General features: G+C 56.6%; 19 protein-coding genes and 5 pseudogenes. 13 read left to right on the top strand and 11 right to left on the bottom strand.

Translation table 11 applies throughout. From position 1 onward, the window contains the following. Positions 1-10: 10 nt before the first annotated feature. From F8N62_RS15470 to F8N62_RS15455, 4 genes are read right to left on the bottom strand one after another with little or no spacing between them, the layout of a single operon-like run. Positions 11-1,666: a bifunctional 3-(3-hydroxy-phenyl)propionate/3-hydroxycinnamic acid hydroxylase gene (locus F8N62_RS15470; protein WP_191632330.1), complete on the bottom strand. Its 1,656-nt coding sequence runs from the start codon at positions 1,664-1,666 to the stop codon at positions 11-13. 29 nt (positions 1,667-1,695) lie between these two features. Continuing rightward, positions 1,696-2,517, bottom strand: a complete 822-nt coding sequence (locus F8N62_RS15465; protein WP_020300872.1) for an IclR family transcriptional regulator — start codon at positions 2,515-2,517, stop codon at positions 1,696-1,698. 1 nt (position 2,518) lies between these two features. Then, positions 2,519-3,370 carry a fumarylacetoacetate hydrolase family protein gene (locus F8N62_RS15460; RefSeq protein ID WP_020300871.1) on the bottom strand — a complete coding sequence of 284 codons (852 nt, stop codon included), beginning with the start codon at positions 3,368-3,370 and terminating at the stop codon, positions 2,519-2,521. Between the two features lie 19 nt (positions 3,371-3,389). Further along, complete coding sequence (locus F8N62_RS15455) at positions 3,390-4,853, bottom strand: MFS transporter (RefSeq protein ID WP_224787691.1); 1,464 nt, start codon at positions 4,851-4,853, stop codon at positions 3,390-3,392. Positions 4,854-4,967: 114 nt separating this feature from the next. On the opposite strand from F8N62_RS15455, the gene F8N62_RS15450 reads away from it, so the two are divergent. Further along, complete coding sequence (locus F8N62_RS15450) at positions 4,968-6,764, top strand: FUSC family protein (protein WP_020300869.1); 1,797 nt, start codon at positions 4,968-4,970, stop codon at positions 6,762-6,764. An 18-nt stretch (positions 6,765-6,782) separates the two neighbouring features. Then, positions 6,783-8,171 (top strand): annotated as a pseudogene (locus F8N62_RS15445) (aldehyde dehydrogenase family protein). Positions 8,172-8,326: 155 nt separating this feature from the next. Here the strand turns inward: F8N62_RS15445 and F8N62_RS15440 are convergent. The 3 genes from F8N62_RS15440 to F8N62_RS15430 all read right to left on the bottom strand — a co-directional run bounded on the left by F8N62_RS15440 (position 8,327) and on the right by F8N62_RS15430 (position 12,970). Further along, positions 8,327-9,763, bottom strand: a complete 1,437-nt coding sequence (locus F8N62_RS15440) for a carotenoid oxygenase family protein (protein ID WP_106118106.1) — start codon at positions 9,761-9,763, stop codon at positions 8,327-8,329. A 236-nt stretch (positions 9,764-9,999) separates the two neighbouring features. Further along, positions 10,000-11,325 (bottom strand): NAD(P)-dependent benzaldehyde dehydrogenase MdlD, encoded by a 1,326-nt coding sequence (gene mdlD, locus F8N62_RS15435; protein WP_020300865.1) that lies wholly within the window; start codon positions 11,323-11,325, stop codon positions 10,000-10,002. A gap of 49 nt (positions 11,326-11,374) precedes the next feature. Next, a complete protein-coding gene (locus tag F8N62_RS15430; protein WP_032904492.1) occupies positions 11,375-12,970 on the bottom strand; it encodes a GMC family oxidoreductase in 1,596 nt (531 codons plus the stop codon). 291 nt (positions 12,971-13,261) lie between these two features. Between F8N62_RS15430 and leuC the strand changes: the two genes are divergently transcribed. Both leuC and leuD read left to right on the top strand, forming a co-directional pair. Next, positions 13,262-14,674, top strand: coding sequence for a 3-isopropylmalate dehydratase large subunit (gene leuC / locus F8N62_RS15425; RefSeq protein ID WP_020300863.1), 1,413 nt, complete (start codon positions 13,262-13,264; stop codon positions 14,672-14,674). A gap of 6 nt (positions 14,675-14,680) precedes the next feature. Beyond that, the gene (gene leuD, locus F8N62_RS15420) at positions 14,681-15,325 is read left to right on the top strand and encodes a 3-isopropylmalate dehydratase small subunit (protein ID WP_020300862.1); all 645 of its coding nucleotides are present in this window, start codon (positions 14,681-14,683) and stop codon (positions 15,323-15,325) included. 14 nt (positions 15,326-15,339) lie between these two features. Here leuD and F8N62_RS15415 read toward each other — a convergent pair whose 3' ends face one another. After that, positions 15,340-16,086, bottom strand: coding sequence for an IclR family transcriptional regulator (locus tag F8N62_RS15415; protein WP_032904489.1), 747 nt, complete (start codon positions 16,084-16,086; stop codon positions 15,340-15,342). 264 nt (positions 16,087-16,350) lie between these two features. On the opposite strand from F8N62_RS15415, the gene F8N62_RS15410 reads away from it, so the two are divergent. The 6 genes and pseudogenes from F8N62_RS15410 to F8N62_RS15385 all read left to right on the top strand — a co-directional run. Continuing rightward, positions 16,351-17,739 (top strand): MFS transporter, encoded by a 1,389-nt coding sequence (locus F8N62_RS15410; RefSeq protein ID WP_020300860.1) that lies wholly within the window; start codon positions 16,351-16,353, stop codon positions 17,737-17,739. An 18-nt stretch (positions 17,740-17,757) separates the two neighbouring features. Next, positions 17,758-18,804: a cupin domain-containing protein gene (locus tag F8N62_RS15405; protein ID WP_020300859.1), complete on the top strand. Its 1,047-nt coding sequence runs from the start codon at positions 17,758-17,760 to the stop codon at positions 18,802-18,804. Next, positions 18,801-19,658 (top strand): fumarylacetoacetate hydrolase family protein, encoded by an 858-nt coding sequence (locus F8N62_RS15400; protein ID WP_020300858.1) that lies wholly within the window; start codon positions 18,801-18,803, stop codon positions 19,656-19,658. The genes F8N62_RS15405 and F8N62_RS15400 overlap by 4 nt, the downstream gene beginning before the upstream one ends. Beyond that, the gene (locus F8N62_RS15395; RefSeq protein WP_077748053.1) at positions 19,655-20,830 is read left to right on the top strand and encodes a 3-hydroxybenzoate 6-monooxygenase; all 1,176 of its coding nucleotides are present in this window, start codon (positions 19,655-19,657) and stop codon (positions 20,828-20,830) included. The genes F8N62_RS15400 and F8N62_RS15395 overlap by 4 nt, the downstream gene beginning before the upstream one ends. Before the next feature lie 104 nt (positions 20,831-20,934). Then, complete coding sequence (locus F8N62_RS15390) at positions 20,935-22,197, top strand: OprD family porin (RefSeq protein ID WP_077748054.1); 1,263 nt, start codon at positions 20,935-20,937, stop codon at positions 22,195-22,197. Positions 22,198-22,551: 354 nt separating this feature from the next. Then, positions 22,552-22,789 (top strand): annotated as a pseudogene (locus F8N62_RS15385) (transposase); the annotation flags it as partial. A gap of 46 nt (positions 22,790-22,835) precedes the next feature. On the opposite strand, the pseudogene F8N62_RS31900 reads toward F8N62_RS15385, so the two are convergent. The 3 pseudogenes from F8N62_RS31900 to F8N62_RS31895 form a co-directional block, all read right to left on the bottom strand. Continuing rightward, positions 22,836-23,054: pseudogene (locus F8N62_RS31900) on the bottom strand (site-specific integrase); the annotation flags it as partial. Beyond that, positions 23,048-23,263 (bottom strand): annotated as a pseudogene (locus tag F8N62_RS15375) (chromate transporter); the annotation flags it as partial. The pseudogenes F8N62_RS15375 and F8N62_RS31900, both read right to left, overlap by 7 nt. Positions 23,264-23,360: 97 nt before the next feature. Beyond that, positions 23,361-23,489, bottom strand: a pseudogene (locus F8N62_RS31895) (Na+/H+ antiporter NhaA); the annotation flags it as partial. 289 nt (positions 23,490-23,778) lie between these two features. On the opposite strand from F8N62_RS31895, the gene F8N62_RS15365 reads away from it, so the two are divergent. The 3 genes from F8N62_RS15365 (at position 23,779) to F8N62_RS15355 (ending at position 26,549) form a co-directional block, all read left to right on the top strand. Next, positions 23,779-24,774: a zinc-dependent alcohol dehydrogenase family protein gene (locus F8N62_RS15365; protein ID WP_032902064.1), complete on the top strand. Its 996-nt coding sequence runs from the start codon at positions 23,779-23,781 to the stop codon at positions 24,772-24,774. Positions 24,775-24,955: 181 nt separating this feature from the next. Further along, positions 24,956-25,258: a putative quinol monooxygenase gene (locus tag F8N62_RS15360; RefSeq protein WP_150578558.1), complete on the top strand. Its 303-nt coding sequence runs from the start codon at positions 24,956-24,958 to the stop codon at positions 25,256-25,258. A 166-nt stretch (positions 25,259-25,424) separates the two neighbouring features. Further along, a complete protein-coding gene (locus F8N62_RS15355) occupies positions 25,425-26,549 on the top strand; it encodes an alkene reductase (RefSeq protein ID WP_032902060.1) in 1,125 nt (374 codons plus the stop codon). The last annotated feature ends 78 nt before the right edge of the window (positions 26,550-26,627 follow it).

Raw genomic sequence — 26,627 nt, 5'->3', positions numbered from 1 at the left:
AACTCCGCGATCAAAGAGTAACTGGGGAATGGGCGGTATTGGCAGCCGCGACGGCGACTGTCGTAGCCTGTGCAATGCCCAACAAGGACTGAAGAGCCAGAGCTGTTTCTGACTCCTGAGCCTGGTCAAATATGGCGGCGACATAGCGGTCGGGACGTAGCAGCAGGAAGGTGCTGGCCTCGGCAAACAGTGCGCTTAACTCACCGTTGCGATCATGTACGATCGTGAGTCCCGCCAAAGGGGGCGGAAGCGGAGCGTCTTGTGGAATGATCACGATGCGCTTGGCATCCAGGTGGGTCCAGAGCGGGTGCTGCAGTTGATCCATGCGTTGGCTGCGCAGATCGCCATATTGAATCAAGGCAAAGCCCGGGCCGATGTGCTCATCCAACAGTTGCGCGCAGCCGTGAGAGTCGAAAAGAGTCGGCTGCGGCAGCATGGTCCCGGCGCGCAGGTTGCCGGCCTTACCTTGGGATAACACCAGGCCCTGGGTAAAACGAGGCTTTGGTTTAAACTTCATTTGCAGAAAGTAATCGCGCAGAGGCGGGATCAGCCCGATCACGCGGAAGGTGCTGGTAATGAGTTTGGCGCGCAAGGCTGAAGCCGGCGCCATGACCACCCCGAGATTCAGCGCCAGCTTGATCAGCGCCCAGGCATGATCGCGGCGTTCGCTTTCATAGGTCTCGAGGGCGCTTTTCGCCATTTGTCCCCGGAGTACCGCCACAAGTTTCCAGGCGATGTTATGCGCATCACGCACACCACTGTTCATGCCTTGGCCCGCATAGGGTGGGGTCAGGTGCGCAGCGTCACCGGCGAGAAAAACACGACCTTCCTGCCAGCGAGAGGCAACCCTGGCGTGGAAGGTGTAGACCACTTTGCGCACCAGCGAATAAGCTTTTTCACCCCGGAACGGCCGCAGCAAGTTGCCAAGGCTAGCGTCGCTGAGCATTTGCTCATCAGTCTCGTCGTCTTTGAGCATGAACTCGAAGCGACGTGTCTGATGAGGGCCGGGCACTTCTACGACAGGTCGCTGCGCGTCGCAATACACACGAGTCTGCCAGAACGGGTCATCGTCCTGATCCAGATCCACGACCAACCATCGGGACTTGAAGCTGGAACCCACCATATCGATACCCAGTTGTTTTCGAACCGGGCTTCTGCCGCCATCACAGGCAACCATGTACTGGGCGTGCACCTCAACCGTGTCACCGGCCGCATTTTGTATTCGAGCGAGAACGCCTGAGGCGTTCTGTGTGAAGTTGATCAGTTCATGGCAGAAAAGCGGAGTCAGGCTAGGGAAACGCTCCATACCTTGCATCAGCGTGCGTTCGAACAGGGGTTGCCTGAACGCATTGCGTTTGGGGTAGCCGTATTGCTTGCCGACAGGTTCGACCTTGCCAAAGCAACGTCCCCCTGGCTTGTCGAAGTAGTGAACGCCGTAGCCTTTGACGACGTCAGCCAACACGGCTTCATCCAGCCCGGCTGCCTGCATGGTTCGCAGCGACTCATCGTCGATCGAAACGGCACGCGGTTCAGTCACGGTGCCGGCTTTACGATCAAGAATGGTCGTACGCACGCCGGCCTGTCCGAGGAGGTTGGCCAACGTGAGTCCTGTCGGGCCGGCACCGATAATCAGTACGTCAGTATTCACGGGTGTAAGGGTTGTCATTTTTATTCCCTCGGTGACCGCCGGGCTGGTCAGTCCAGTACTTCTGGTCTGTGCGCCAGCGCGGTCATGAGTTGTGAAAGATTGTCGGCAAGGGCGAGGATTTGCTGGCCTTGCACTTCATCCTGTTCGCTATCGCGTTGCGAGGTCGGGCGCACGCAGCTGATGCTGCCCACCACTTTGCCGTCGCCATCGAATATGGGGGCCGCGAGGCCAAAGACGTCAGCATCGACTTCGCTGGTGCTCAGCACATATCCCTGGCGGCGCAAGCGTTGGAGCGAGCGCCGGAACACCTCCCAAGTCTTGCCAAGGTTGCTGGACTCGATGTCACTCGGGTTTTCCAGAAACAGTTGGCTTTGATGCCGTGAGCCCATGTTGGCGAGGATCGCTTTAGAGGTCGCTCCCATGAACAAAGGTCTTGGCGATCCTCGCGAGTAGCTCACTTGGTTGGAAAGGTTGCCGGTTTGATGGATACAGACCACTTGATCCTTGAACAGCCGACACACCAACCAGGCTTGCTCGGCACCCCATTGCGGAAAGGTCGACTCCAGGGAGTGCGCCGCGCGTACCAACGGATCACTGACGCGCAGTTGGCGATCCCAGGTGATGATTCTCGCGCCCAGCGCATAGCGACCGGCCTCCACCTGAAACAGCAAATTGGCCTCGGCCAGTTCGCGTACATAACGGTAGGCAGTGGAGCGTGTGAACCCCAGCGCATTTCCCATCCCGTCGACCGTCCAGATGGGATGGTGCTCGGTGAACAGGTCGAGAATTCGCAGCATCCGCTCCAGGCTGGAGCCTTTGCTGTCTGCCAGGTGCTCGGTGGTGTCTTCGGAATCAAACGGTTTTTGCATGTCAGCTCTCGTCTACAATACTGTTGCGCAGGATACCAATGCGCTCGATTTCGATTTCGACGATATCGCCCGGCTTCATCCAGACTGGTGGCTCGCGGAATGCACCAACGCCGCCGGTGGTGCCGCTGACGATTACGTCTCCAGGGGCCAGTTCAGTGAACGCGGTGCAGTACTCGATCAACTTGCGCACATCGAAAATCATGTCGCTGGTGCGCGTGTGTTGCATCACTTCGCCGTTCAAACGAGTCGTCAGTTCCAGGTCCTGCGGGTCGACGATTTCATCGCTGGTGACCATCCATGGGCCGAATCCACCGGTGGCCGGGAAGTTCTTCCCTGGAACAAACTGGATCGTGTGCTTCTGCCAGTCACGTACGCTGCCGTCGTTGTAGCAGGCATAGCCGGCGACGTAGTCCAAGGCGTCCTCCGGTTTGACGTGGCGAGCGGTCTTGCCGATCACCACGGCCAGTTCACCTTCGAAGTCAAGCTTGTGGGACACGGTTGGGCGAACGATGGGCTGCAGGTGTGCGGTCTGGCTGTCGGCAAAGCGGGTGAAAATCATCGGGTAGGTCGGCATGTCCCGACCAGTCTCGCGCACATGCGTGGCGTAGTTGATCCCGATGCAGAGCACTTTGCCTGGGTTGGCAATGACCGGCAAAAAGGTGATTTCACTCAATGCCAGGCGAGGCAGGTCTTTCAGCGCATCAGCCCCCAGTTCGCTCAGTCGATTGCGCGCGATGGCTTCTTTGAGGTCCGCACCCAGGTGAGACTTGAGTGATTCCAGGTCAATGACGTGGTCACCTTTAACAATGCCGTACGTGGAACGGTTTTGGTAAACGAAGCTTGCGATTTTCATGGGTATGCCTCTGGTTGCATCAATGATGTGTAACAGACTGTGAGGGTGTGGGTTGTTGTTTGCTCGCGGGGTCAAGTCGTAGCAAGGTAATCGCCGTCAGCGCGATGATTCCCGGAACCAACGCTGCGCTGAGGATCTCTGTCAAAACCCAGCCGGCTGCCAACATCAAGCCGCCGCAAACGGGCCCTGTAATGGAACCCACTCGCCCGACGCCAAGTGCCCAGCCGATGCCTGTGGAGCGTATTTCCTGTGGGTACAACTCGGCGGCCAAAGCGTTAAGACCTGCCTGCGCGCCTTGCACCAAAATGCCCAGCAACAACATTGCGGGGAAAAGCGAATAAATAGAAACAGGCAATTGGCTGAGCGCCAGCACGATTGTCAGGTAGCCCATGAATTCGATGGTCAATACGTTGACCGACCCCCAGCGGTTCATCAGCCAGCCTTGTACGACCGAGCCGATCACACCTCCCAGGCTGAAGAGAATGATGGCGCGAATGCCCATGCTCAGCGGTGCATGGGCTGCCACTAACAGCGTCGGGATCCAGCTCATAATGAAGTACAAAATCAGCAAGTTCATGGCATACGGCAGCCAAAGCAGCAGGGTGCGGCGCCACATGCCGGCTGTGAAAAGACGACTCAGGGAGGTAGAGGAGGTTGCCTGTTGGCGTAGTTGGCCAAGACTGGCGGGCAGTTCTGCGAGGTTGGGTGCGAGCCGTTTAATGATAGCGCTGAGGGCAGCACGACTGCCGGGTTGGCGACTGAGGAACTCAACCGACTCTGGAAGCCGCCACACCACAACGCCGGCGACCAGCAACGGCAGCGCGCCACCGATCAGGAAAAGGTTTTCCCACCCCCAGGTAGCGAGCAGTTGGTCGACCGTCAAGCCAGCCAGCATGGCGCCCAGTGGCATGCCACAGAACAGCAGCGTCACGGCACTGCGCGAGTAACGTCGCGGGCTGTATTCAGAGATCAGCGCCACCAGGTTGGGAATTGCCCCGCCGAGGCCTATGCCGGTCAGAAAGCGCACGACGAGCAACTGCGAGACGTTGTTAACAAAAGCGGTCAGTAACGCGAATGTGCCGAACAGCAGGATCGACAACACCAGAATTCTCTTGCGCCCCAAGCGATCCGCCATAGGGGCCAGTAGCAGTGCGCCGAGCATCAAACCAAATAAACCCGCCGCGAACACCGGTGCCAAGGCTTGGGGCGTTACGTTCAAGGTTGATGCCATGGCAGTCACCAGAAAACCGACGATCTGGGTGTCGAATCCGTCTAGCACTGCGACCAGTACGCAGAGGGCGAGCCCCTCCCATTGCAACCGGCTGACAGGGAGGGCGTCAACGACGTCGCAGAGGATATTGCTGGGTGTAGGCGTATGCATGAACTGGCCTCTTATTGTTTTTATTGTCTGGGCAGGCAGGTGCCCTTGACTGAGGCTAAATCTATTACGAAGCAAAAATCCTGTAAAGATAAAATAAACCAAAATCCTAAATAGCAGGAAATATGATATTTTGGTTTCTCGTCGGCATGCACCATGGCAATGAGAGCCGCGTGCGGCTGCGTTTCCCTTATCAGGCTGCGGATGTCAGTTCATCAAATGAATAAGTGGATCACTCAATCATTCGGTCGCTTGATAGGCCGTTTTGGCATGCAGCCCGAGCTTCAGTGGCCTTCTCGGTCAGCACTGATTTTCAGTCTGCACACAACCACGGCAGCTCTCTTGGCGCTGGTCATCGCTCAAATGCTGGACCTGCACCATCCTTGGTGGGCTGCGATGACAGTCTGGCTGGTGGCGCAACCTACGCGAGGCCTCTTGATCGAACGCATCGGCGCGCGGCTGATCGGTACGGTGGTGGGAGCCATGGCAGGCGGACTTTTGCTGACGGTGTTCTTTGATCAGCAGCACTGGCTAATGCTCGTACTGGCAGCCTGGATCGCAGCGTGCGCCGGGTATGGAAACCTGTTTCGACATTTTCGAAATTACGGTTTTGTGCTGGCAGGCTACACCGCAGCGATCGTCGCGCTGTTTGGTATTCAAGACCCCGTGCTCGATGTGGACCTAGCCCTTGGCAGAATCTATTGCACCGTCATCGGCGTGTTGGCTTCAGCTTGTTTTTCATGGACGTTTACAGGCAAGTCCGCGTCCCTGGAATCCGTGTACAACCGACTCGATGCGCTGATTGTGGCCAGCGTTCACTACAGCCTCAAAAGGTTGCAGGCAGGCACTGCACACGATGCCAAAAGTTTTAGTGCGCTGTTGCAGGAACTAGCGGCGCTTGATCTGTGCCTGGATGAAATTGCTACAGGTTCTCGAACAATGCGTTTACGGGTCTTTCGCACTCGCGACACGCTGGGCGCGCTTGTCGATTTGCTCGTAAGTAGCCATTTCGATGTTGGCGAAAAACTCCGATTTCCCTCTGACCTGTTGGTAGCAACTCATCCTGAATCGGCAGCTGCAATGGTGCTCGCGGTGATCAATGAGGTCCACAAAAACACTGAAAACCTTGCCGCAGGCACGCTGTTCGTTGAAAAATTACAACGCGTCTTTGCAGCGTTGAATGCTTGTGAAACGCCAGGCAGGGAAGCGTTGCAATCAACTCAACAGCGCGACTGGCACGCAACATGCCTCGCGGGCTCCAGACCCTTGATTGCGATGTCCATCGCCACCGCAATGTGGTGGGGCCTGGGTTGGTCAGACGGTCCAATGATGGTCATGACGGCCGTGTTGTTCGCCTCGCTGTTCTCCAGCCATAGCCACGCCAGTGCGGCGTTAAAAGACGTACTTGTTGGCTCGACCGCTGGAGCCGTTCTTGGCGTGACCTGCCGTTTTTGGCTGTTACCTGAAGTGGGAACGGTGTGGGAGCTGGCCTTGGTTATCGCACCGTTTTTGATGATCGGAGCGTTGCTCATGGCTCGGCCCGGTACAGCAAAACTGGCCATCGACCTGAACATGACCTTTTTGTTAATCGCTCAACCTGGATTGCAGGTAGACACCTCCCTTGAACATACCCTGTTGCAGATGTTGGCAATTCTGGGCGGGGTGTTCACTGCCGTGCTGACCTACCGATGGTTGGTTCCTTCATCGCCAGGCTCCCAGCGCAAGCGCCTGTGCAAGCGCATTGCGCGGCTCGCACTGAAGATCTCGGATACACCTGCCCCACCTGCTCAGGCACGAATTTATGATCAAGTCAGGGGTCTTCTGACAAGTCTGATCAGCCTCGAAAAAAAGGCCTCTCCACTGCTCATTGCTGCGTTCGAATGCGCAGCGATTGCTCAGCTTTTCGCTCACCACCGAACTGATGAACATCACACCCTTGCACTGCACCAGCAATTGGAAAACCTCGCGACTTCCAGGCTGGCAAGCAAGAAGAATACTGGCGCTGACCTACTTTGAATCAACCGGAGAACACCCATGTCTGACCGCCCAACACCGTGGCAAAACTTTACTGGCCAATACATCGCCGGGGCCTGGCGTTCCGGAAGTACGCGCAAGGTCCTGGAGAACCGCAACCCTTATGACAACGCCCTGCTGACCGAGCTTTCGCTGGGTGATGTTAGCGACCTCGACGACGCCTACCAGGCGGCAGCAACCGCGCAGAAAGCATGGGCGCAGACGTTACCTAATGAGCGCTCAGCCTTGTTCATGCGCGCCGTTAGCGTACTGGAAGCCAGGCACGAAGAAATTGTCGACTGATTGATTCGTGAGTCAGGCAGCACGCGTACCAAAGCCGAAATCGAGTGGTCAGCGGTACGTTCGACCATGATCACGGCCGCGGCCATGCCTTCGAGAGTCGTCGGCCGCATTCTGCCAATCGACACCCCCGACAAAGAAAGCCGCGTTTACCGTAAACCATTGGGTGTGGTCGGGGTTATCAGTCCCTGGAACTGGCCGATGCACCTTTCCAATCGGTCTATCGCACCGGCGCTGGCACTCGGTAACGCCGTCGTCGTGAAGCCTGCCGACGATACGCCGGTGACCGGTGGTTTGTTGTTGGCGAAAATTTACGAAGAGGCCGGTTTTCCGCCGGGAGTTTTGAACGTGGTCGTGGGAGACGTGGCTGATTTGGGTGATGCCTTTACCCTGCACCCGATTCCAAAATTCATCTTCTTCACGGGATCGACTCGGGTCGGGCGGCACATTGGGCGCGTTGGCAGTCACAGGCCCGACGCTCAAGCGAGTCGGGTTGGAGTTGGGTGGGAATGCTCCGTGTGTGGTGCTTGATGACGCGGACCTCGATCTGGCGGTGCACGCCGCCGTTGTGGGGCGCTTCCTGCACCAAGGTCAAATCTGCATGAGCAGTAACCGGATTATCGTCGACGCCTCGTTGCAAAAGGATTTCGTCGAAGCGTTTGTCGAGCGCGTTCGCCAGTTGAAAGTCGGCGATCCTGACCTTGCAGATACAGTCATTGGCCCGCTGATCAACCGTCGCCAGTTGGAGGGCGCAGTGGCCCGGATCGAGGCGGCGAAAGCCGAAAGCATCGAGTTGTTGCTCGGTGGCGCTGCACACGGGTAGGTACTGCCGCCTCATGTGTTCGTCAATGTCGATAACATGAGTGACTTGGCCCAGGCTGAGCAATTTTGTCCTGTAGCGCCGATCATCACTGCGCGTGACGAGGCACATGCGCTGGAGCCGGCATGACTCACATCAACGACATCTCGGTCAATGATGATCCGAACAACATGTTTGGCGGCGAGAAAAACAGTGGTATCGGGCGATTCAACAGCGATTGGATCATCGCGGAGCTGACCAGCGATCACTGGAACTCGGTGCAACACAAACGTCGCGCTTATCCGTTTTAAGGTCAGGGTTTTAGTGGACTGATCGTATGGCATGAATGCCCCTTGAAAGGGGCGTTCCTTCATACAAAGACTGCCCTGCAGCGATACGTTATTTGCAGGGCAGTCAGTTGTGCGTTGCTGTTGCCAGAACGCTCGGCTAGACCTCTACCGGTGGGTTATGGGATCCAGTTCCCATGAAAACCCAGCGGTATATGATGATCCAGCTTTACCCGTGCCAATGGTGCGCCCGTGAAGTCGCTCGCGTCGTGGATCACCAGTTCGCTTTTGTTTGTCTGGGGATCCCACCAGACGACCAGCAACCAACCATCGTCTTCACTCACCGCATCGGGTTTGGCCACGAATATCGGCTCGGCAGGGGACACGTCCCTGTCACCTTCCAGTGTTTGGTACTCGGTTTTGCCTGAAATAAAATCGTGCTTTATCAGGCAATTGAAATCGTGGCTGTCACTTTTGGGCTGGTGTACACCGGCAAAGTAGCCGTATTGGTGTTTTGCACCCAGGAGTTTTTCATTGATCCTAGGAAATTCGACGGAGAAATTTCCGACCCGTGCTCGTGTCATCTGACCGGCATCGAGATCCAGGGTCCAGCGGTACAGCGCGGGAGGTGTGAACGGCGAGCGTCCAGCGTCAGGAAAAGGAAACGGAAAGAAATTCTCGACTTTTATATCATCGACAAACTGGAGGTCACTGACGCAGCCGTCGACGATTATTTTGCCATCTTCCTCGTAGGCGTTGACGAAGTGTGTGGTTTGGTAAGCTTCATCGGTGAACCATTGAGTTGCACCGGTCTGCCGATGGACCACCAGGGTTCGATTGCTCTGCTTTGGGTCAAACGTCCACGCAGATTTGCCTGCAGGAACTCGGTCGGGTGATTCTGGACGCCAGTTGATGGGCCCAAAGAAGAAGACAAAATGATTTTCAGTGAACATGAAGTCGTGAATATAGGCGGGGGCGTCAAGTGTAACGACGTGCTGTTTCAGGATGTTCCCTTGTTTGTCAGCCAGTGCACAGACGAATCGGCGGGTTTCGGGTTCGACCGTATACAATAGTAGTTCATTTTTTGCGGCGTCGGTATGGATATGCGCGGTAACCAGTGCATCAATTGCGCCGTGGAAATCAAAGGTACCAATGGTTTCCAGGGTGTTTCGGTCAAGTTCATAATAGTGTCTACCCGCCTCTTGCAGAGCCAATACGCGTCCGTCGATTTCCACGACATTGACGTTGGCTACTTGCTTGACGGCAGCCGGCCCCTTTTCAAGCTGTGGTTGAGCTACTTCGTAAGACCCGTAAATACCGTTGTAGAGCGATCTACCGGCTGCTTCTTCTTCCTTGAAACCCTCGGTGCGCACCCATTTATTGCGGTAGTTGACAGCGCCGTTGCTGATATAAAACCCATGAACCATGCCATCTCCGTCGAACCAGTGGTATCGGTCAGGGCGAGCAGGCTCCCAACGCTGGTTGGATCCGGTTCGAAAAAGCACGCCCTCAAGTTCAGGCGGCACAGTACCTTCTATGCGAAGTTCATTGGCGATGATTTCGTTGGAGAGGGGTTGGCGAATACCTTGTAAAAAGGGGCTGCTATTGTTCCACATGATGTATCTCCCGAAGGCTAATAGGGGTGTCTTATTAAGGGTTAATAGAATGCTAGCCTTTGGTGTTATTGCTGTCTCCGGGTTGTGAGTACGAATTCTTATGGAGTGTTGGTACTGAGGTGCATGCAGTTGTTTATGTTGAGCTCGTCACGGTTTATGTGGTCGCGCGATCAAGGCAGGATTGCAAAGAATACCTGCCGTTGACCTGCCTCAGGTTCGCGGAGTTGGTGTTTTATTTATACCGGCTTGCCAGACTCAACTATCCGTACAGACTTTTTGTGGGTAAATGCCAGGTAGCTGTATCGGCCGTGATATTCGCCCATCCCTGAACCGCCCACCCCACCGAACGGCAGGTATGGCGAAAACGCGTGCACCAGCACGCCGTTGACCTGAGCATCGCCGGCTTGAATGTGGTCGATGACGGGGTTGGCATTGGCTGTGTGGCCTGTGAACACATACACGGCCAGTGGTTTGGAGTGATGTTGATTGATGAGATCGACTGCATTATCCACCGAATCAAAAGTCAGCACCGGCAAAATGGGCCCAAACAGCTCTTCGGCCATCAGCGCATCGTCCCATTGCACTTGGTCGACCACGGTGGCGCTGAATACGCGCCGTTCTGGGTCTGCATCGCCGCCGACCAGCACCTTGCCCGCGCTCTTGCTCAACAAGTTTTGAAGACGCGATACTTGTTGGCTCGTGACGACTTTTCCCGTGGAACCTATGTCGGGCAGGTCCTGCTGAATGCGCTGCGTCAGGCGAGTTAGCAGTTCATCCTTGATGCTGCTGTGGACGTACAAGTAATCCGGTGCGATGCAGGTCTGGCCGCTGTTGATGAACTTGCCAAACATCAGCTGCGACACCACCAGATCGACATCGGCATCGGCCAGGGCAATCAAAGGGCACTTGCCGCCTAGTTCCAGGATCACTGGTGTGAGGTGCGCGGCGGCTGCCTGCATCACTATCTTGCCGACGTTAGGGCTGCCCGTGAAAAAGATGAAATCGAACGGCAAGCTCAGCAGGTGAGTATTCTCATCGCGTCCACCCTGAACCACAGCTATGTAGTTGGGAGAGAACGCTTCCTGAATGATTTTCTCGAGGACCAGTGAAGTGTTGGGGGTGGTTTCGGAGGGCTTAAGGATGCAAGTGTTGCCGCCAATGATTGCGCCTATCAGCGGCGTCAGCGTCAGGTTTACGGGGTAGTTAAACGGCCCGATGATGTAAGTAACGCCAAAGGGCTCTTGCGTGACATAGCACTGGGACGGCGCAATCAGGTCTGCGGTGGGTACCGTTTCTGGTGTCGCCCACTCGTCAAGGTGGGCGAGGGCGAAATCGATTTCGTGGAGGACTGCGCCGATCTCCGCGAGGTCCACATCGGCCTTGGGTTTTCCTAAATCTTCGTCCAGTGCGACGTACAGCGCCTCTTTGTGATTGAGCACTGCCTGTTTCAGGCGCTCCAGGCTGTGTTTGCGAAACTCGATGGGGTGGGTTTGGCGGGAGGCGAAATAGGCACGCTGCGACTCGAATACTGCATCGATGGACTCGGAGCTTGGATAGTTCATGGGTTGTCACCTTATCGAATTCAGTGGATGTTTATGAGCGTCACGCAGATCAGCGAAAGTAATCTTCACAGAGCATTTTGGCAGCGTGCAGGGCCAGCGCCTGAGTGGGCGCGTTGGTGTTGCCGCTAGTAATGTTGGGCATGATCGAGGCATCGATGACACGCAGATGCTCCACGCCTTTCACACGCAGGCGACCATCAACGACGGCACCTTCGTCCTTGCCCATGCGACAGGTGCCGACCGGGTGCCACATGGTGGTGGCGACGCGTTTGACCCATTCGCCAATCTGCTCATCGGATTGCACGCTGGGACCCGGTGAGACCTCTTCGTCGATCACCGGCGCTAGCGATTCCTGAGTCAGGACATGGCGCATGGCTTTCACCGACTCAACGGCCACTTTCAAATCGTATTCGTGGCCGATGAAATTTGGGTTGATCAGCGGCATAGAGGTAGGGTCAGCGTCAGCCAAACGTACCCAGCCGCGGCTTTTAGGCTGAAGCACCACTAACTCGAAGGTCACGCCGGGGCGCGTACCGGTAGGGCTCAAGCCGTCTTTGGAAATGATTGGTACGTGATAGCACTGAACGGTAGGGTCGCCCTGTAAGTTCAGGGGATCCCAATAGCTGACCGTCTCGATACCGCTGCCTGCGGCCGGGCCGTCTTTGGTCAGGATGTAGCGGATCCCTGCCTTCAGCGTCCCAAGGCCCTGGGCAACGCTTTGATAGCCCAAGTTCCCTTTCACATAGGCGCTGAGCGGTACGATAGGGTGGTCATGTAGGTTTTCGCCCACGCCGGGGGAATCGACCATCACCTCAATGCCGAATTCCTGCAACTGGGTCTTGGGGCCTATGCCGGAATGCATGAGAATCTTCGGGCTGTGTACCGCCCCGGCGCTGAGTATGACCTGCTTGCCCTGGATTTGCTGCGTAGTCCCGCCCTGGAGTATTTCGACCCCTACCGCGCGGTGGCTATCGATCAGCACCCGAGTGACCGTTGTGTTCGCCAGCAAGGTGACGCGGCCACTCTCCAGATGACGGCGCAGGTGCGCGACTACGGCACTGCAACGGCGACTGTTCTCGATGTTCGATTGCACCGGTGACACACCGATCTGGCTGGCGCCGTTGTAATCCGGATTGTAGGGCAGGCCGTATTCCTGAAATGCCTTCAGGCAATACTGGTTCAGTTCGTTGATCCCTTTGGGCAGCTGCACGGCCAGATTGCCTTGGGTGCCATGATGTTCATCATGGAACGTGTCGTTTTTTTCTTGCTCGATGAAGGCACGCCACATGCTGGCGTGATTCCAGTCCCCGTCGCCTGCGGTGGCTTCGTCCCACGCATCGAAGTCGCGTTTTTGGCCACGCACATACGCCATGGCATTTACCGACGTGCCTCCCCCCAACACCTTGCCGGAGCGAAAGCGTCGCTCAGTACCATGCTGGGCGACGGTGGAATGGGTCCACACGTGTTTATCCTTGGCCAGGATGGTGCCGAAGCCGGCTGGAATATGGATCAGCGGGTCGGAATCCTTGCCGCCGGCTTCGATCACGGCAATGCTGGCCCGACTGTTCTCGGCCAGATAACTGGCCACCACGCATCCGGCTGCACCACTTCCTACAATCAGCACGTCAAAGCTTTTAGTTGTCATATTTACCCACTGCGGATCGCTCTTGAACGGATGAGTATTGAGGGGGGATAGCGCACTGCCTATCAGACATCGCTATCAAAAGCCGAGATCAGGAATCGTTTAAGCGGGCGCTTTCGCTGTTCAGATTTTACAAATCTGAACAGTACAGTTGGACAACACATAGTACTTTGCCACTCTTTAAAAATCAAAAATAGCGCATTACGATAAAAGCGCTCTATATTGTCTGAGCAAGCTTGCCTACAATCCGGCCAGGCAGGTCCGTAATGATCGATCTGACAAGAGGAGCCTCCAGTGCCCAAAACGCTGCTGCAAAAACTCTGGGAAACGCACGTCGTACGTCATGACCCGGACGGTTCGGCGATGCTTTACATCGATCTGCAGTTGATCAATGAAGTCACCAGCCCCCAGGCTTTTGAAGGTTTATCGGCAGCGGGGCTGAACCCTTGGCGAAGCGGCACGATCATCGCCACCTCGGACCACAATGTGCCGACTAGGGACTTGGCTCTGGGCATTCAGGATCCGGTAGCGAAAATTCAGGTTCAGACGCTTGAGCGTAACTGCGATGACCTGAACCTGCGCCACTTTAAAATGGGTGATCAAAGGCAGGGCATTTTGCATGTCATCGCGCCTGAATCTGGCGCCAGTCTTCCGGGAATGACCATCGTCTGTGGCGACTCTCATACCAGTACCCATGGTGCTTTCGCGGCCTTGGCATTTGGCATCGGCACTTCCGAGATCGAGCACGTTCTCGCCACCCAGTGCCTGCGTGTTTCACCCATGGCGGCGATGAAGGTTCAGATCGACGGCGAATTGCAGCCGTTCGTGACCGCAAAAGACTTGGCCCTGAGCTTGATTCGCAAAATCGGTACTGCGGGGGCCACCGGTCATGCAATCGAGTTCACGGGCAGCACGGTCAGTAGCATGTCCATGGAAGCGCGGATGACCCTTTGCAATATGGCAATCGAAGCCGGAGCTCGCGTCGGGCTGATCGGTGTAGACGAGACCACACTGGCCTACCTGCACGGCCGACCTCATGCGCCGCGAGACGCAGGCTGGGAGGCCGCCGCTACGTTTTGGCGCACGCTTCACAGCGACCCTGGGGCAATTTTCCAACAGGTGGTGAACCTGGATGCAGCAAAAGTTGCCCCTCAAGTTTCATGGGGAACTTCTCCGCAAATGGTGTGCGATGTTCTAGAAAAGGTGCCCGACCCCGCGGACGAAGTAGACCCCGCTAAACGTCAGGCCTTGGTCAGCGCGCTCGACTATATGGGGATTACAGCGGGCACAGCCATCGTTTCAATCGAACTCGACAAGATTTTCATAGGCTCCTGCACCAATGCACGCATCGAGGACCTGCGGGCAGCTGCCCAGGTTGTAGTCGGTCAAAAAGTATCCACGCGTATCAAACAAGCATTGGTGGTGCCGGGATCAGGACAGGTCAAAGCCATGGCTGAAGCCGAGGGCTTGGACAGGATATTCATCGACGCTGGGTTTGAATGGCGCGAGCCCGGTTGTTCGATGTGCTTGGGAATGAACGAGGACCGGCTGCTCCCTGGGGAGCGTTGTGCATCTACGTCCAATCGCAATTTCGAGGGGCGTCAGGGGCAGGGTGGCAGAACTCACCTCGTGAGCCCGGTCACTGCAGCAGCGGCGGCCCTGGCAGGACATTTCGTTGATATAACCGCTGCCCAGATAAGGAGTTGAAAGGCCGTGAAACCATTCAAGCAGTTTTGTGCAGTAGCGGCGCCGCTTGATCGAATCAATGTGGACACGGACGCCATTTTGCCGAAGCAATTCATGAAATTGATCAGCAAATATGGCTATGGCGATTACCTGTTCGATAACTGGCGTTATCTAGACCAAGGCCAACCTGGGGACGACTGCTCGGTACGACCGCTCAACGAGCAGTTCATGCTCAACCAGCCCCGGTTCAAGTCAGCGCAAATCCTGCTGTGCCGAGATAATTTCGGTTGTGGTTCGAGCCGCGAGCACGCGCCGTGGGCCTTGCGTGATTTCGGGTTCAAAGCGCTGCTCAGCACCAGTTTCGCAGATATTTTTTATGGCAACTGCCTTAAGAACGGCGTGCTGCCCATCGTGTTGACCAAGGATGAAATGGATCACCTGTTCTCACTCGCGGCCCGTGATGCTGCGTTGCAACTTGAGATCAATCTAGCGGACCAAACCGTTTCCCAGCCTGAGGGCGTGATCTACCGTTTCGAGATCGATGCATTCCGCAAAAAATGCGTGATGTTGGGGCTCGATGAAATCAGCCTGACGCTCGCTCAAGCCGACGACGTGCGCTTATACGAAAGCAAGCGACGCGCCACCGAGCCTTGGCTGTTTCCAGAGAGCTGACGGCGTTGTGTATTTCATGATCCAGAAGACGCCAACACCGTCATTTTCTGCGTCATCTCGGCCCCGGCCTTCGCAACAATAGGCGCGAGCAGTGTTCTGACTTCCGGGGAGGCATCGACGACGGGTATCACGATGCTGATGCTGCCGATCACCCGTTTATCGTCAAAAACGGCGGCTGAAATACCCGCAGCGCTATTGCCCAATTCGCCTGAAGTGATGACTACGGACTCGTTTCTCAGCGATCTCAGTGTCTGCTTGACTTGCGCCCAATTGGCCCCAAGGCCAAAGCGCTCGAATTCGCCCGTTACGCCTTCGTAGTAGGGTTTGACCTGGCGCAATGGCAGGTGCGCCAGGATGACCTTTGAGGCTGCGCCTTGGTAAAGGGGCCTTGGGAGGCCGCGCTCATAGCTGATGTCTTGCTTGAAACGGGTGGTGAACTCCTCATGCACGCACATGACGTGCTCTTGGAAGTACCGGCATAAAATCGCGATGCTGTCAGCGGGGGCCGCATTCAGCATGTCACCCATGACCAACCTTGCAGCCTGGATCATCGGATCACCCAACCGCATTTTTCTATCCAACGCGATGATTGCTGGGCCCAGCACGTAGCGCCCCGGGGTAAAGGCGCTGATGTATCCGGCACCCGACAGGGTTCGAAAGTAACGGTACGTATGGCTCGCCGATAGTCCTAACTCGATCGCCGCTTCGTCCACAGACCAATCAGATTTGCTGTCTCCACTGAACAATTCGAGCAGGCGCATCAAGCGATCCTGGGAGCTGCCTTTGGGATCTTCTGCGCCTGAGACTTGCATGGCTGACGCGCCGGTTACCTGCTGCTTTATCAACCCTGCCCCCTTAGAAAGGTGTGCTTGACGGAGCCCGCATGTTACCGCCAAGCTCGACCACGAGGTGAGTAAAAACAAAAATAGCGCCATAAGATAAAAGCGTTGACACTTTTTGGAAAAAACATAATTATCGTATTACAACAAATAATACAAAACACCTTAAGGTGTGAGGGTTCCATCATGAGCCAGCTAGCGCAGCCATCGTCCCCCGTCCTCGACATCGCCCCTATTCTCGATCACGGAGAGTGGACGTCCTATCAAAAGCGAATTCTCTTCTTGGTCGCCCTCGTCATGGTGTTCGATGGCGTGGACGCGCAGGTGCTTAGCCTGTCGCTGTCCTCCATTTCAGCCGAATGGGGTATCAGCCGCGCAGCCTTTGCACCGGTGCTTGGATTCAGTTTCGTGGCCATGGCACTGGGGACGGCCCTCGGGGGCCTGTTGGGCGACCGCATCGGCAGAAAATGGACCCTCATCGCGTCCAGCGTAACGTTTGGCCTGATGACGTTATTGGGCGCGCTCGCCGATGACATCGTCTTTCTGGGCGTCTGCCGAGTGATTGCATCGTTGGGCATGGGAGCAGCCATGCCTAACGTCACGGCAATGCTGGCTGAGTACACACCTTTGCGCCGGCGCAGCCTTGCCCTCGCCATCGGGATGAGCGCGTTGCCTTTTGGCGGTATTGTCGTTGGCCTGTTAGGGGCGCAAATTCTTCCTGCCCTTGGCTGGCGCAGTTTTTTCGTGATTGCGGGGTGTGCGCCGTTGATCGTCGCGCTGACGCTGATCATTGGCGTCCCAGAGTCGCTGAGATTTCTGGTGGCGCGCGGCATCAAGCCGGCAGCGTGCCTGAACATCATTCGCCACCTGGGGCATGCGGTGTCATTGACCACCACGTTGGAGGACAGCGGCGAAGCGGCTGCAGTCAAGAAGGCTTCGGTGCGAACGTTAATGGCCAGCGAATATGCCGGCGACACACGGGTTCTGGCGGTCGCTTTCTTTACCGTGATTCTGTCTAGCTACCTCATGTTTACCTGGTCCCCCTCCCTGTTCGTCGAGGCCGGTTACAGCGTCAGTATGTCCAGCGCAAGTATGGCGTTGTTCAGCCTCGGTGGCCTGATTGGAGGGGTGGGCGGCGGCTGGCTGTTCAGTCGCTTCGGTTCGCGCAAAACCATGCTCTGCATGGCGGCGGGGGCGTTGGCCTGCTGCGCTGCGCTGATGGTAACGCCGTTGCAACCTGCTGCGAATTCGCTCCCTATCATCACCGTTAGCCTGCTGCTGCTCGGCCTCTGCGTACCGGGCACACAAGCAATCCTATTCGTGCTGGCGGCGCAGATATTCCCTACCTCAATGCGTGCAAGTGGCGTCGGTTTGCCCGCAGCTTTCGGACGGCTGGGCGCGGTGCTGAGCGCTTTCATCGGCCCCTGGATTCTTGCCAGCACAGGCACTCGGTTCTTCGGTTTTATAGCAGCCATGATGTTGATTCTTTTTGTCGCGCTGACCCTCGTCCGTCGCCACATCGCACGGACCGCAAACCAAGACCGTAGCGATGCACGGCTGAACGAAGTTCGATAGATAGGTAAGGAGATATTTGTGAGTAACAATGCCTTTAGAGATCACATTGCCCATGACAACATGACGCCCCTCTGGGAGGTATTGCGCGGGCTTACCCCGCGCGAGCCCAAGCAGACGGCGGACCCCGTAATCTGGCGCGCCGAAACCATTCGCCAAAATATGAAAATGGCCTGTGAGGTCATCTCCGCCGAAGATGCGGAGCGCCGTGTGCTTGTCCTAGAAAACCCTAAGTTTCGGGGCAAGTCGCAGATAACGTCATCCCTCTATGCGGGTATTCAAATGATCCTGCCCGGGGAGGTCGCCCCCAGTCATCGCCATACGGCGTCTGCGCTAAGACTGATTTTAAGTGGCCAGGGTGGGTTCACTACGGTGCATGGCGAAAAGGTACTAATGAACCCGGGTGACTTTGTCATCACGCCCACGAACGTTTTTCATGACCATGGTGCGCAGGGCACGGAACCTGTGATGTGGCTGGACGGCCTGGATGTGCCTGTTGTGCAAATGCTCAACGCCGGTTTCTCTGCTGATGACCCGAATCTACGTCAGGCCCTGACACGCCCGACAGGCGACTCCAATGCGCGATTCGCCGCTGGCCTGAGACCTGTAGGCGACACCCACGGCGGCCCCGTCAGCCCACTTTTTCACTACCCCTATTCGCGCACGCGTGCAGCGCTTGAACAGTTGTCGCTCGTCGATGAGTGGGACGCGTGCAACGGTTTCAAACTGATGTTTACCAACCCAACGAATGGGCTGTCCCCGATTCGCTCGATGGGTGCCTTTATGCAGATGTTCCCAGCAGGGTTCAAGGGCACGAGCTTTCGTGAAACCGACGGAGCTGTTTGCTGCGTGGTTGAAGGCAGCCTGCGCGTTCAGGTCGGTGACCAAACGTGGACAGCCTGCAAGGACGACGTATTTGTTGTTCCGGGTTGGGCATGGCGTTGTTTTGAGGCGGACGAGCAATGCGTACTGTTCAGCTTTTCCGATCGACCGTTGCAAGAACACCTCGGTTTTTGGCGCAGCGAAATCAATCCGAGCGCAACTACTACACCAGGAGAAAAACCATGAAAATTTGTCTGTTTAACGATAACCGTTTGGGCCTGATTGAGGGCGACATTGTCTATGACGTTTCCCAAGCACTGCGTATTTTGTCACCTGCCCGTTATCCGTTTCCGCGCCATGACCTGCTGATCGCTAACCTGGCCGAGCTACGCCCCGAAATCTCGCTTGCCAAGGGAAGCGCAGCGGTCTTCAAGTTAAGCGATGTCGAGCTGCTTAGCCCCGTCGGTAACCCAGGCAAAATTGTGGCTGCGCCTGTCAACTATCAAGCTCACCTTGATGAAGCCATCGCAGACACGGAGACGTTTACACGTGCCAATGTCCGAAAAATCCAGGAGACGGGCCTCTTCCTGAAAGCTACCAGCTCGCTGATCGGTGTCAGTAAACCGATTGTGATTAATCTTCCAGAGCGCCGTACCGATCACGAAATCGAGCTAGTCGCTGTTATTGGCAAGCGTGCCAAGGATGTGAAGGCGAAAGACGCACTGGCCTATGTTGCCGGATACAGCATTGGCCTGGACATCACGATCCGCGGGCCTGAAGAGCGAAGCTTGCGCAAATCGTTGGACACTTACTCGGTGTTGGGGCCATGGCTTGTCACGGCTGATGAGCTCAGCGACCCACAGGGCTTGGAGTTGCTGCTGGAGGTTAATGGTGAGAAACGCCAGCACGCCAATACTCGGGATTTGATCATGAACGTGGCAGAGCTGATCGAATTCGCCTCGACCTATTACACACTTGAGCCGGGTGATTTGTTGTACACCGGAACGCCCGAAGGTGTGGGTCCCATTGTTCACGGTGATCAGATCAAAGCACGAATTGAAGGGATTGGTGAAATTGTTGTCGAGGTCGTGTCGTCATGAGCCTACAAGATCCAATTGTAATCATTGGGGGGGGCATTGGTGGTCTGGCAGCAGCGCTGGCACTCTCACATAAGGGCTTCAAAACGCTCTTGATCGAACAGGCCGAAGAGTTTCGCGAAGTCGGTGCGGGGATCCAGGTGGGCCCTAACGGTTTTCGCGTGTTGGAGACGCTCGGCGTTGCTGATCAAGTACGCGAACTGACCGTGTTACCCGATGATTTGATCTTCATGGACAGTGTCAGCGCTGAGATGGTTACCACCATCCCGACAGGCGCAGCGTTTCGGGAACGTTTCAAGTATCCCTACGCCTTGGTGCATCGTGCGGACCTGCATTCGGTTCTTCTGGCCGCGTGTCGCGAGTCCGCTGATGTCGAATTCAGGATCGCCACAAAAGTGGTGGGCTACGAAGATGATGGCCTGTCCGTATGCGTGACCACTGACCAAGGTGAAACCATTCGGGGTTGCGCACTGATTGGCGCAGATGGATTGTGGTCGAAAGTCAGAGAGAAAATTGTCGGTGACGGTGCGCCTGTGGTCTCCGGGCACATTGCGTACCGGGCGGTGTTGCCCATTGAGGACGTGCCGCTTGAGTTTCGACGCAACTCGATGATTCTTTGGGGGGGGCCAAAGTCCCACCTGGTCCAGTACCCGCTTCGAGGTGGAAAACTATTCAACCTGGTGGCAGTCTTCCACAGCGACCGCTATGTAGAGGGTTGGAACACCGAGGGCGACCCTGAAGAATTACGCCGTCGGTTTGCCGGCACGTGTGACACCGTACAAACGCTCCTGTCCAAAATTGAAAGCTGGCGGATGTGGGTATTGTGCGATCGTGAACCCGTGAAAAACTGGAGTCAGGGACGTACCACACTTCTGGGCGATGCAGCGCATCCCATGTTGCAATACCTTGCACAAGGGGCGTGTATGGCGATGGAGGATGGCGTCGTACTCGCACAGGAGATCGAAAAGTGTCAGGGTGATTTTGAGTCGGCTTTTAAAGCCTATCAGGCTCGCCGATACCTTCGCACGGGCCGTTGTCAGGTCATGGCACGTGTTCATGGTGAGTTCTACCACGCCGAGGGAGTTGCGGCCGAACTACGTAACAACATGCTCGGCACCCGTACTCCTGAACAGGCGTATGCCGGTCTCTCTTGGTTGTATGACGCGGTAATTTAGAAATCCAGTGACGATCAATTATTCAACGGTGCTCAGTTGCCGGGTTGATCGTCGCTTTCAGCTGCACGCAATGATCATTCTATAAAAATAAAAAGGGTGAAATCGTGAACAACAAAAATTGCGCGCCACTCGTGTGGCCGGCGTTACTGTATTTTTGTGCGCCGGGCTTGGCATGGGCTGAGGATTCGGATTTTTTTAAAGATTCAACCGCTACACTGCAAGCCAGAAATTACTACTTTCAACGCAACTACTTAGATATTCGTGGGACCGAGAAACCCAAGGCTGAAGAGTGGGCTCAAGGCTTCATTCTTAATTTCAAATCCGGTTATACCCCAGGTACTGTTGGGTTTGGTATCGATGCTGTTGCCACCTTGGGTCTCAAACTCGATAGTGGCCGTGGGCGGGTAGGGACGGGCTTGCTGTCTATCAAGGATAGCGGGGCCCCTGCCGACGATTACAGTCGTTTGGGGCCAACCTTAAAAGCCAGGTTTTCTAAAACCGAGCTGAGACTGGGTGAACTTCAACCCGACATTCCCGTGTTGCCCTTCAGCGACATTCGGTTGCTTCCACCATCCTATCAGGGTGTCTCCTTTTCCAGTAGCGAACTTGCTGGACTGACCCTTCAAGGCGGGCGTATCAAATCGACTAGCCTTCGAAATGAAGCCGGGGACGAAAAATTGATCGCCATGTTGGGCTATATCCCGCAACGCGCGTCGCCCAGTGATGCCTTTAATTATATGGGGGGTGACTATAGTTTTAATGAGTCACGTACCACCGTCAGTGGTTGGTACGCCCAACTGGAGGACATTTACCGGCAGAGTTATGTTGGCATTAAGCATAAGCAGTTAGTGGGGCGTTGGTCACTAAGCGGTACGTTGGCACAGTATGATGCTGTTGAAGATGGTGATCACCTAATCGGGAAGGTCGATAACCGCGCTCTGTATGGCACACTCGGGGTGGCAAGGTCCGGGCATGCTGTGACCGTAGGGTACCAAAGAATGTACGGTGACACCGCGTTCCCCCGGGTGTTCGCCAATATTGCGCCCTTGGCCAATGAACTGCCCACTTATGACTTTTCATCACAAGACGAGGTGTCTTATCAGGTGCGTTACGACTATGACTTTGCGGCGGTGGGGGTACCGGGCCTGCTGTTTTCGACTAGATACGTCGTGGGGAACAACGTTGAGACAGGGCGCGGCTATGAAGGTAAAGACAGCGAACGCGATATCGATATGTCTTATGTTTTCCAGAGCGGGCCTGTCAAGGGATTCGGCATCAGGCTTCGCGACGCGGTAGCGCGGTCTAATTACAGAACTGATATTGACGAGTATCGCGTCGTCCTCAGTTATACCTGGAAGCTCCTATAGCGTTGCGTTCGCCCCAGCCCTGCGTGCCAACATCAGGCTTAACCCCAGGACCCGTGCGCGGTCACTGTGGGTCTTCTGCTCAGCCCCCCCCCTCGCGGCTGCACCCCACTACTTAGTGGGGGGAAGGTTTTGCAGGAGCTTGACCTTGCTTGTTAGCACGGTCAGTACAGTCGATATCCACGCGCGATCCTGGGACACCCAAGGAAACTGTGAGCACTGTCTGGATGTGTTATCCCACAAAGTTTTGACTGGCTCTGGTACGAGTTCCGGGGGAAACACGACCCAAGAATGGCAGTCGTGGATTTCACGCTAGATGTCCGCTTCTCGCGGATTTCTATAGCTAGATAGGCCGTCCGTCCGTCGATTGATCTTGAACTGATGATCTGCATGCTGGACGTGGGCTATTGCTACGGCATTCGCTCAGAGCCGCGATTGTGCGAAGGCCCATTGAATATGGCGTATCGCTGGTTCTGCCGGTTGAGCCTTGAAGATGAAATACCCAATCATTCGACGTTTTAAAAATCCACACGGCCGTTTTCGCGACAGCGATCTCTTTCGCTGGTTGTTTAATGAAGTGCTGGGTCGCTGCATGGACGTAATCTACGAATCTATGAGAACTCAGCACTAATGATGCCGGCTTATGAAAGTGGTAGTGATCCAGTGGCGGCGTACGCTGGAAAAGACATCATTGATTCGGTCGGTTGATGATCGTAAGTGGAGGACAAAACTGCACTGGGTCGATCACCCAGCAGGTTCCAAGCGCGCTTCTTTTCTTCGGCGTAATCATGATACAGGTAGTGACGTCTCACCCGAGATCCGGCCAGTACATGGTTTTGGCACCGATCGATAACATCCAGATCTGACTGCTTGCAGGCCCTGGCAGGAATTGGCACAGTGCCAACAAGTCTGCATAACTGCGTTCGGACAACCAGCGCCGTCGTGTGACGAACTCGTCACGGAAATAGCCTAAGTGCACGATGGGGCCGCCGAAGGAGCTCAGTCCAAGGCGCAGAAAGATGAGAAAGACAGACCACGGGCTGTGGTGGTCAGTGTGGGTGTTTGTCATGCGTTTGCCTTCGTGCATGAAAGTAGCCGAAGGTTTGCCAGGTACCCGGCCGTCCGAGTGAGGCAAACCTGCTGGGCTGAATAGCTGGCGCTCTTGCGCCCAGGAGCAGTGCCAACGACACACCGAGCATGACCGTCAAAGAGCCTTCATTGGCCAGATTGACGCCATCAAGGCTTACGCCGGCATTGGCGAGCGCAAATAACGGCATGATTACATAGGCGACCCAGATGACCGGCGAAGAGCGAACCACGCCGTGGCGCACTTAGCGGATGGCAGCATTTTTTTCGACAGGGAGAGTTCATAGGCAGCGTAGATAGGGGGAGCAGGGACGGGCATAAAATTATTAAAATTACATATTTACAAATCTATATATGGCGAATAGCATTTGCATGTCCGTGAAGTAGCCACGCACCGGACACACAGACCGAAGCGACGTTGTAACGCGCGGGGCGGCTAACCTGCGCCAGCCAAGGGCTGGCTCGCTGCTCCCATCCCTCAATAGAAGGAGACCCAAAATGACCCGTGTTGTCCGTTTTCATCAGATCGGCGGCCCCGAAGTCTTGCAGATCGAAGAGCTCGAAGTTGGCGCTCCGGGCTCCGGCGAGCTGCGCATCCGCGTCGAGGCGATCGGCCTGAATCGCGCGGAAGCCATGTTCCGCTCGGGTGTGTACCTGGAGCCGACGCATCTGCCGGCCCGGCTCGGCTACGAAGCTTCCGGCATCGTCGAGGCGCTGGGCAGCGGCGTTCACGGCTTCGAGGTTGGCGAAGCGGTCAGCGTGATTCCGGCTTTTTCCATGAACAAGTTTGGCGTCTATGCCGAGCAGGCGATCGTGCCGGCCACGGGGGTTCTGAAGCGGCCGGCGGGCGTCGGCGCGGTGAAGGGGGCGGCGATCTGGATGCAGTATCTGACCGCCTATGGCGCACTGATCGAGATTGCCCAACTCAAGCGCGGTGATGCGGTGATCATCACGGCGGCTTCGAGCAGCGTCGGCTTGGCCGCGATCCAGATCGCCAACAGCGTCGGCGCCATTCCGATCGCGACGACCCGGACGCGCGCGAAGGAGGCGGCGCTACGCGAGGCGGGGGCGGCGCATGTGATCGCCACCGAGGAGCAGGACCTGGTCGCGGAGGTAATGCGGATCACCGACGGCCGCGGCGCGCGCATCGCCTTCGACCCGGTCGCGGGGCCGCAAGTCGAAACACTGGCGCAAGCGATGAGTCAGCAGGGCCTGCTTTTCATCTATGGCAATCTCAGCGGTCAGGAGACGCCGTTCCCGGCCTTGGTAGCGATGAACAAGGCCCTGAGCGTGCGCGGCTACACGCTGTTCGAACTGACCGGTGATCCGCAACGCTTGGCGCCTGCGCAAGCCTTTATCACGCGCGGCCTCGAGGCCGGACAGCTGAAGCCGATCATTGCCAAGACCTTCCCCTTCGAGCAGATCGTCGAAGCGCACCGTTACATGGAATCGAACCAGCAGTTCGGCAAGATCGTCGTCACGGTATCTCGGTAGAGGCAGTTCGTGAAAGACCAGGAGAGGGCAGAGTCGCCTTTCCCGCGACTGCGGAAATGACTCGACGCTGCCCCTTCATCCCCGCCACGCTGGAGCTGGGCGGCAAATCGGCGAATATCGCGTTGGGCTTACTGGAATACGTCACGCATGGTGATGTCGTCGTAACAACAGGAGGTACGTCATGGTCAAAGTAGCGTTGTTCGTTCGTCTGGAAGCAAAGCCTGGGAAAGAGAAAGAGGTAGAGAACTTTCTCTTGAATGGCCTTCCAATAGTGGAGGAAGAGCCAGCCACTACGGCGTGGTTCGGAATCCGCTTGGGGCCGTCCACCTTTGGCATCTTTGACGCCTTCCCGGATGAAGCAGGTCGGCAGGCTCATCTTTCGGGCAAGGTCGCAGCGGCGCTTATGGCAAAGGCTGCCGAGCTGTTTGCCAAACCGCCGTCAATCGAGAAGGTTGACGTCCTGGCGGCCAAGCTACCCGGCTAAGCAAACCCAACAAGGCGCTCCAGTCGCGTCCCTGCCGCTTTGCGGCGGCAGGGACGCGACTGGGCTTGGACGTCCACCGGCCTGTTCTAAACGGAGCGCTCGAGAGGTGCCTGTCCAGGCACTAGCATCTATTTATCTACAAACGCAAATATATAGGTAGTTACACATGAAAGATTCCATTCTTTTCGAAAGCACCACGCTGGGCCCCTACAGCCTGAAAAACCGCATCGTCCTGCCGCCGCTGACCCGTTCGCGTAGCTCGCAGCCAGGCAACATTCCCAATGACCTGATGGCGACCTACTACCGCCAGCGTACCGGTGCCGGCTTCATGGTCACCGAGGGCACCCAGATCGAGCCGCGCGGCCAGGGCTACGCCTGGACCCCGGGCATCCACAGTGCCGAACAGATCCTCGGCTGGCGCAAAGTGACCGATGCGGTACACGCCGAGGGCGGCACCATCTTCGCTCAGCTCTGGCATGTCGGCCGGGTCTCGCACACCTCGTTGCAACCCAATGGCGAAGCCCCGGTGGCGCCATCGGCGATCCCGGCCGAGGGCGTCAGCGTATTCATCGAGACAGGTCCCGGCACCGGCGCCCTGGCGCCGCCTTCGATGCCACGTGCACTGACCACCGCCGAGGTCAAGGAGCTGGTACAGCTCTATGCACAGGCCGCTCGCAACGCCCTCGACGCCGGTTTCGACGGCGTGGAAATCCACTCCGCCAACGGTTATCTGATCAACCAGTTCATTTCCGCGCACAGCAATCAGCGCGACGACGAGTACGGCAGCTCGTTGCAAAATCGCCTGCGCTTCCTCCGTGAGGTGACCCAGGCGGTGGCCGCGGTGGTCGGTAAAGACCGGCTCGGCGTGCGTTTCGCCCCGTTGTTCGCCAGCACCGACGAGGCCCGCGTATATCTCGGCCTGGTCGAAGAAAACCCACACGAGACCTATGTCGAAGCGGTCAAGGTGCTGGAAGAAGTCGGCATCGCTTACCTGTCGCTGGCCGAGGCGGATTGGGAAAACGCACCGGAGCTGCCGGAAAGCTTCCGCAGCGCGGTGCGCGAGGTCTTCAGCGGGCGCATCCTCTATGCCGGCAAATACACCGCCGAGCGAGGCAAGCGTGTGCTCGAGGCGGGCTGGGGCGATCTGGTCGCCTTCGGCCGTCCGTTCATCGCCAACCCGGACCTGCCCAAGCGGATTGCCAATGGCTGGCCGCTGAACCCGGTCGATCCGGCCAGCATGTACGGCGGAACCGCTGTCGGCTACACCGACTATCCGACCTATGGCGGATAGTCCGCTCGAGGTGCCGGCCCCCGAGCGATACGGTTCGGGGGCCGGCGCATTGTCGGTTGAGCGGGCATATCGTAATAT

This window comes from Pseudomonas fluorescens (assembly GCF_902497785.1).
Classification (GTDB): domain Bacteria; phylum Pseudomonadota; class Gammaproteobacteria; order Pseudomonadales; family Pseudomonadaceae; genus Aquipseudomonas; species Aquipseudomonas fluorescens_BO.
Note: the sequence above shows the minus strand (reverse complement) of the source record. Positions and strands in the feature narration are given on the sequence as shown.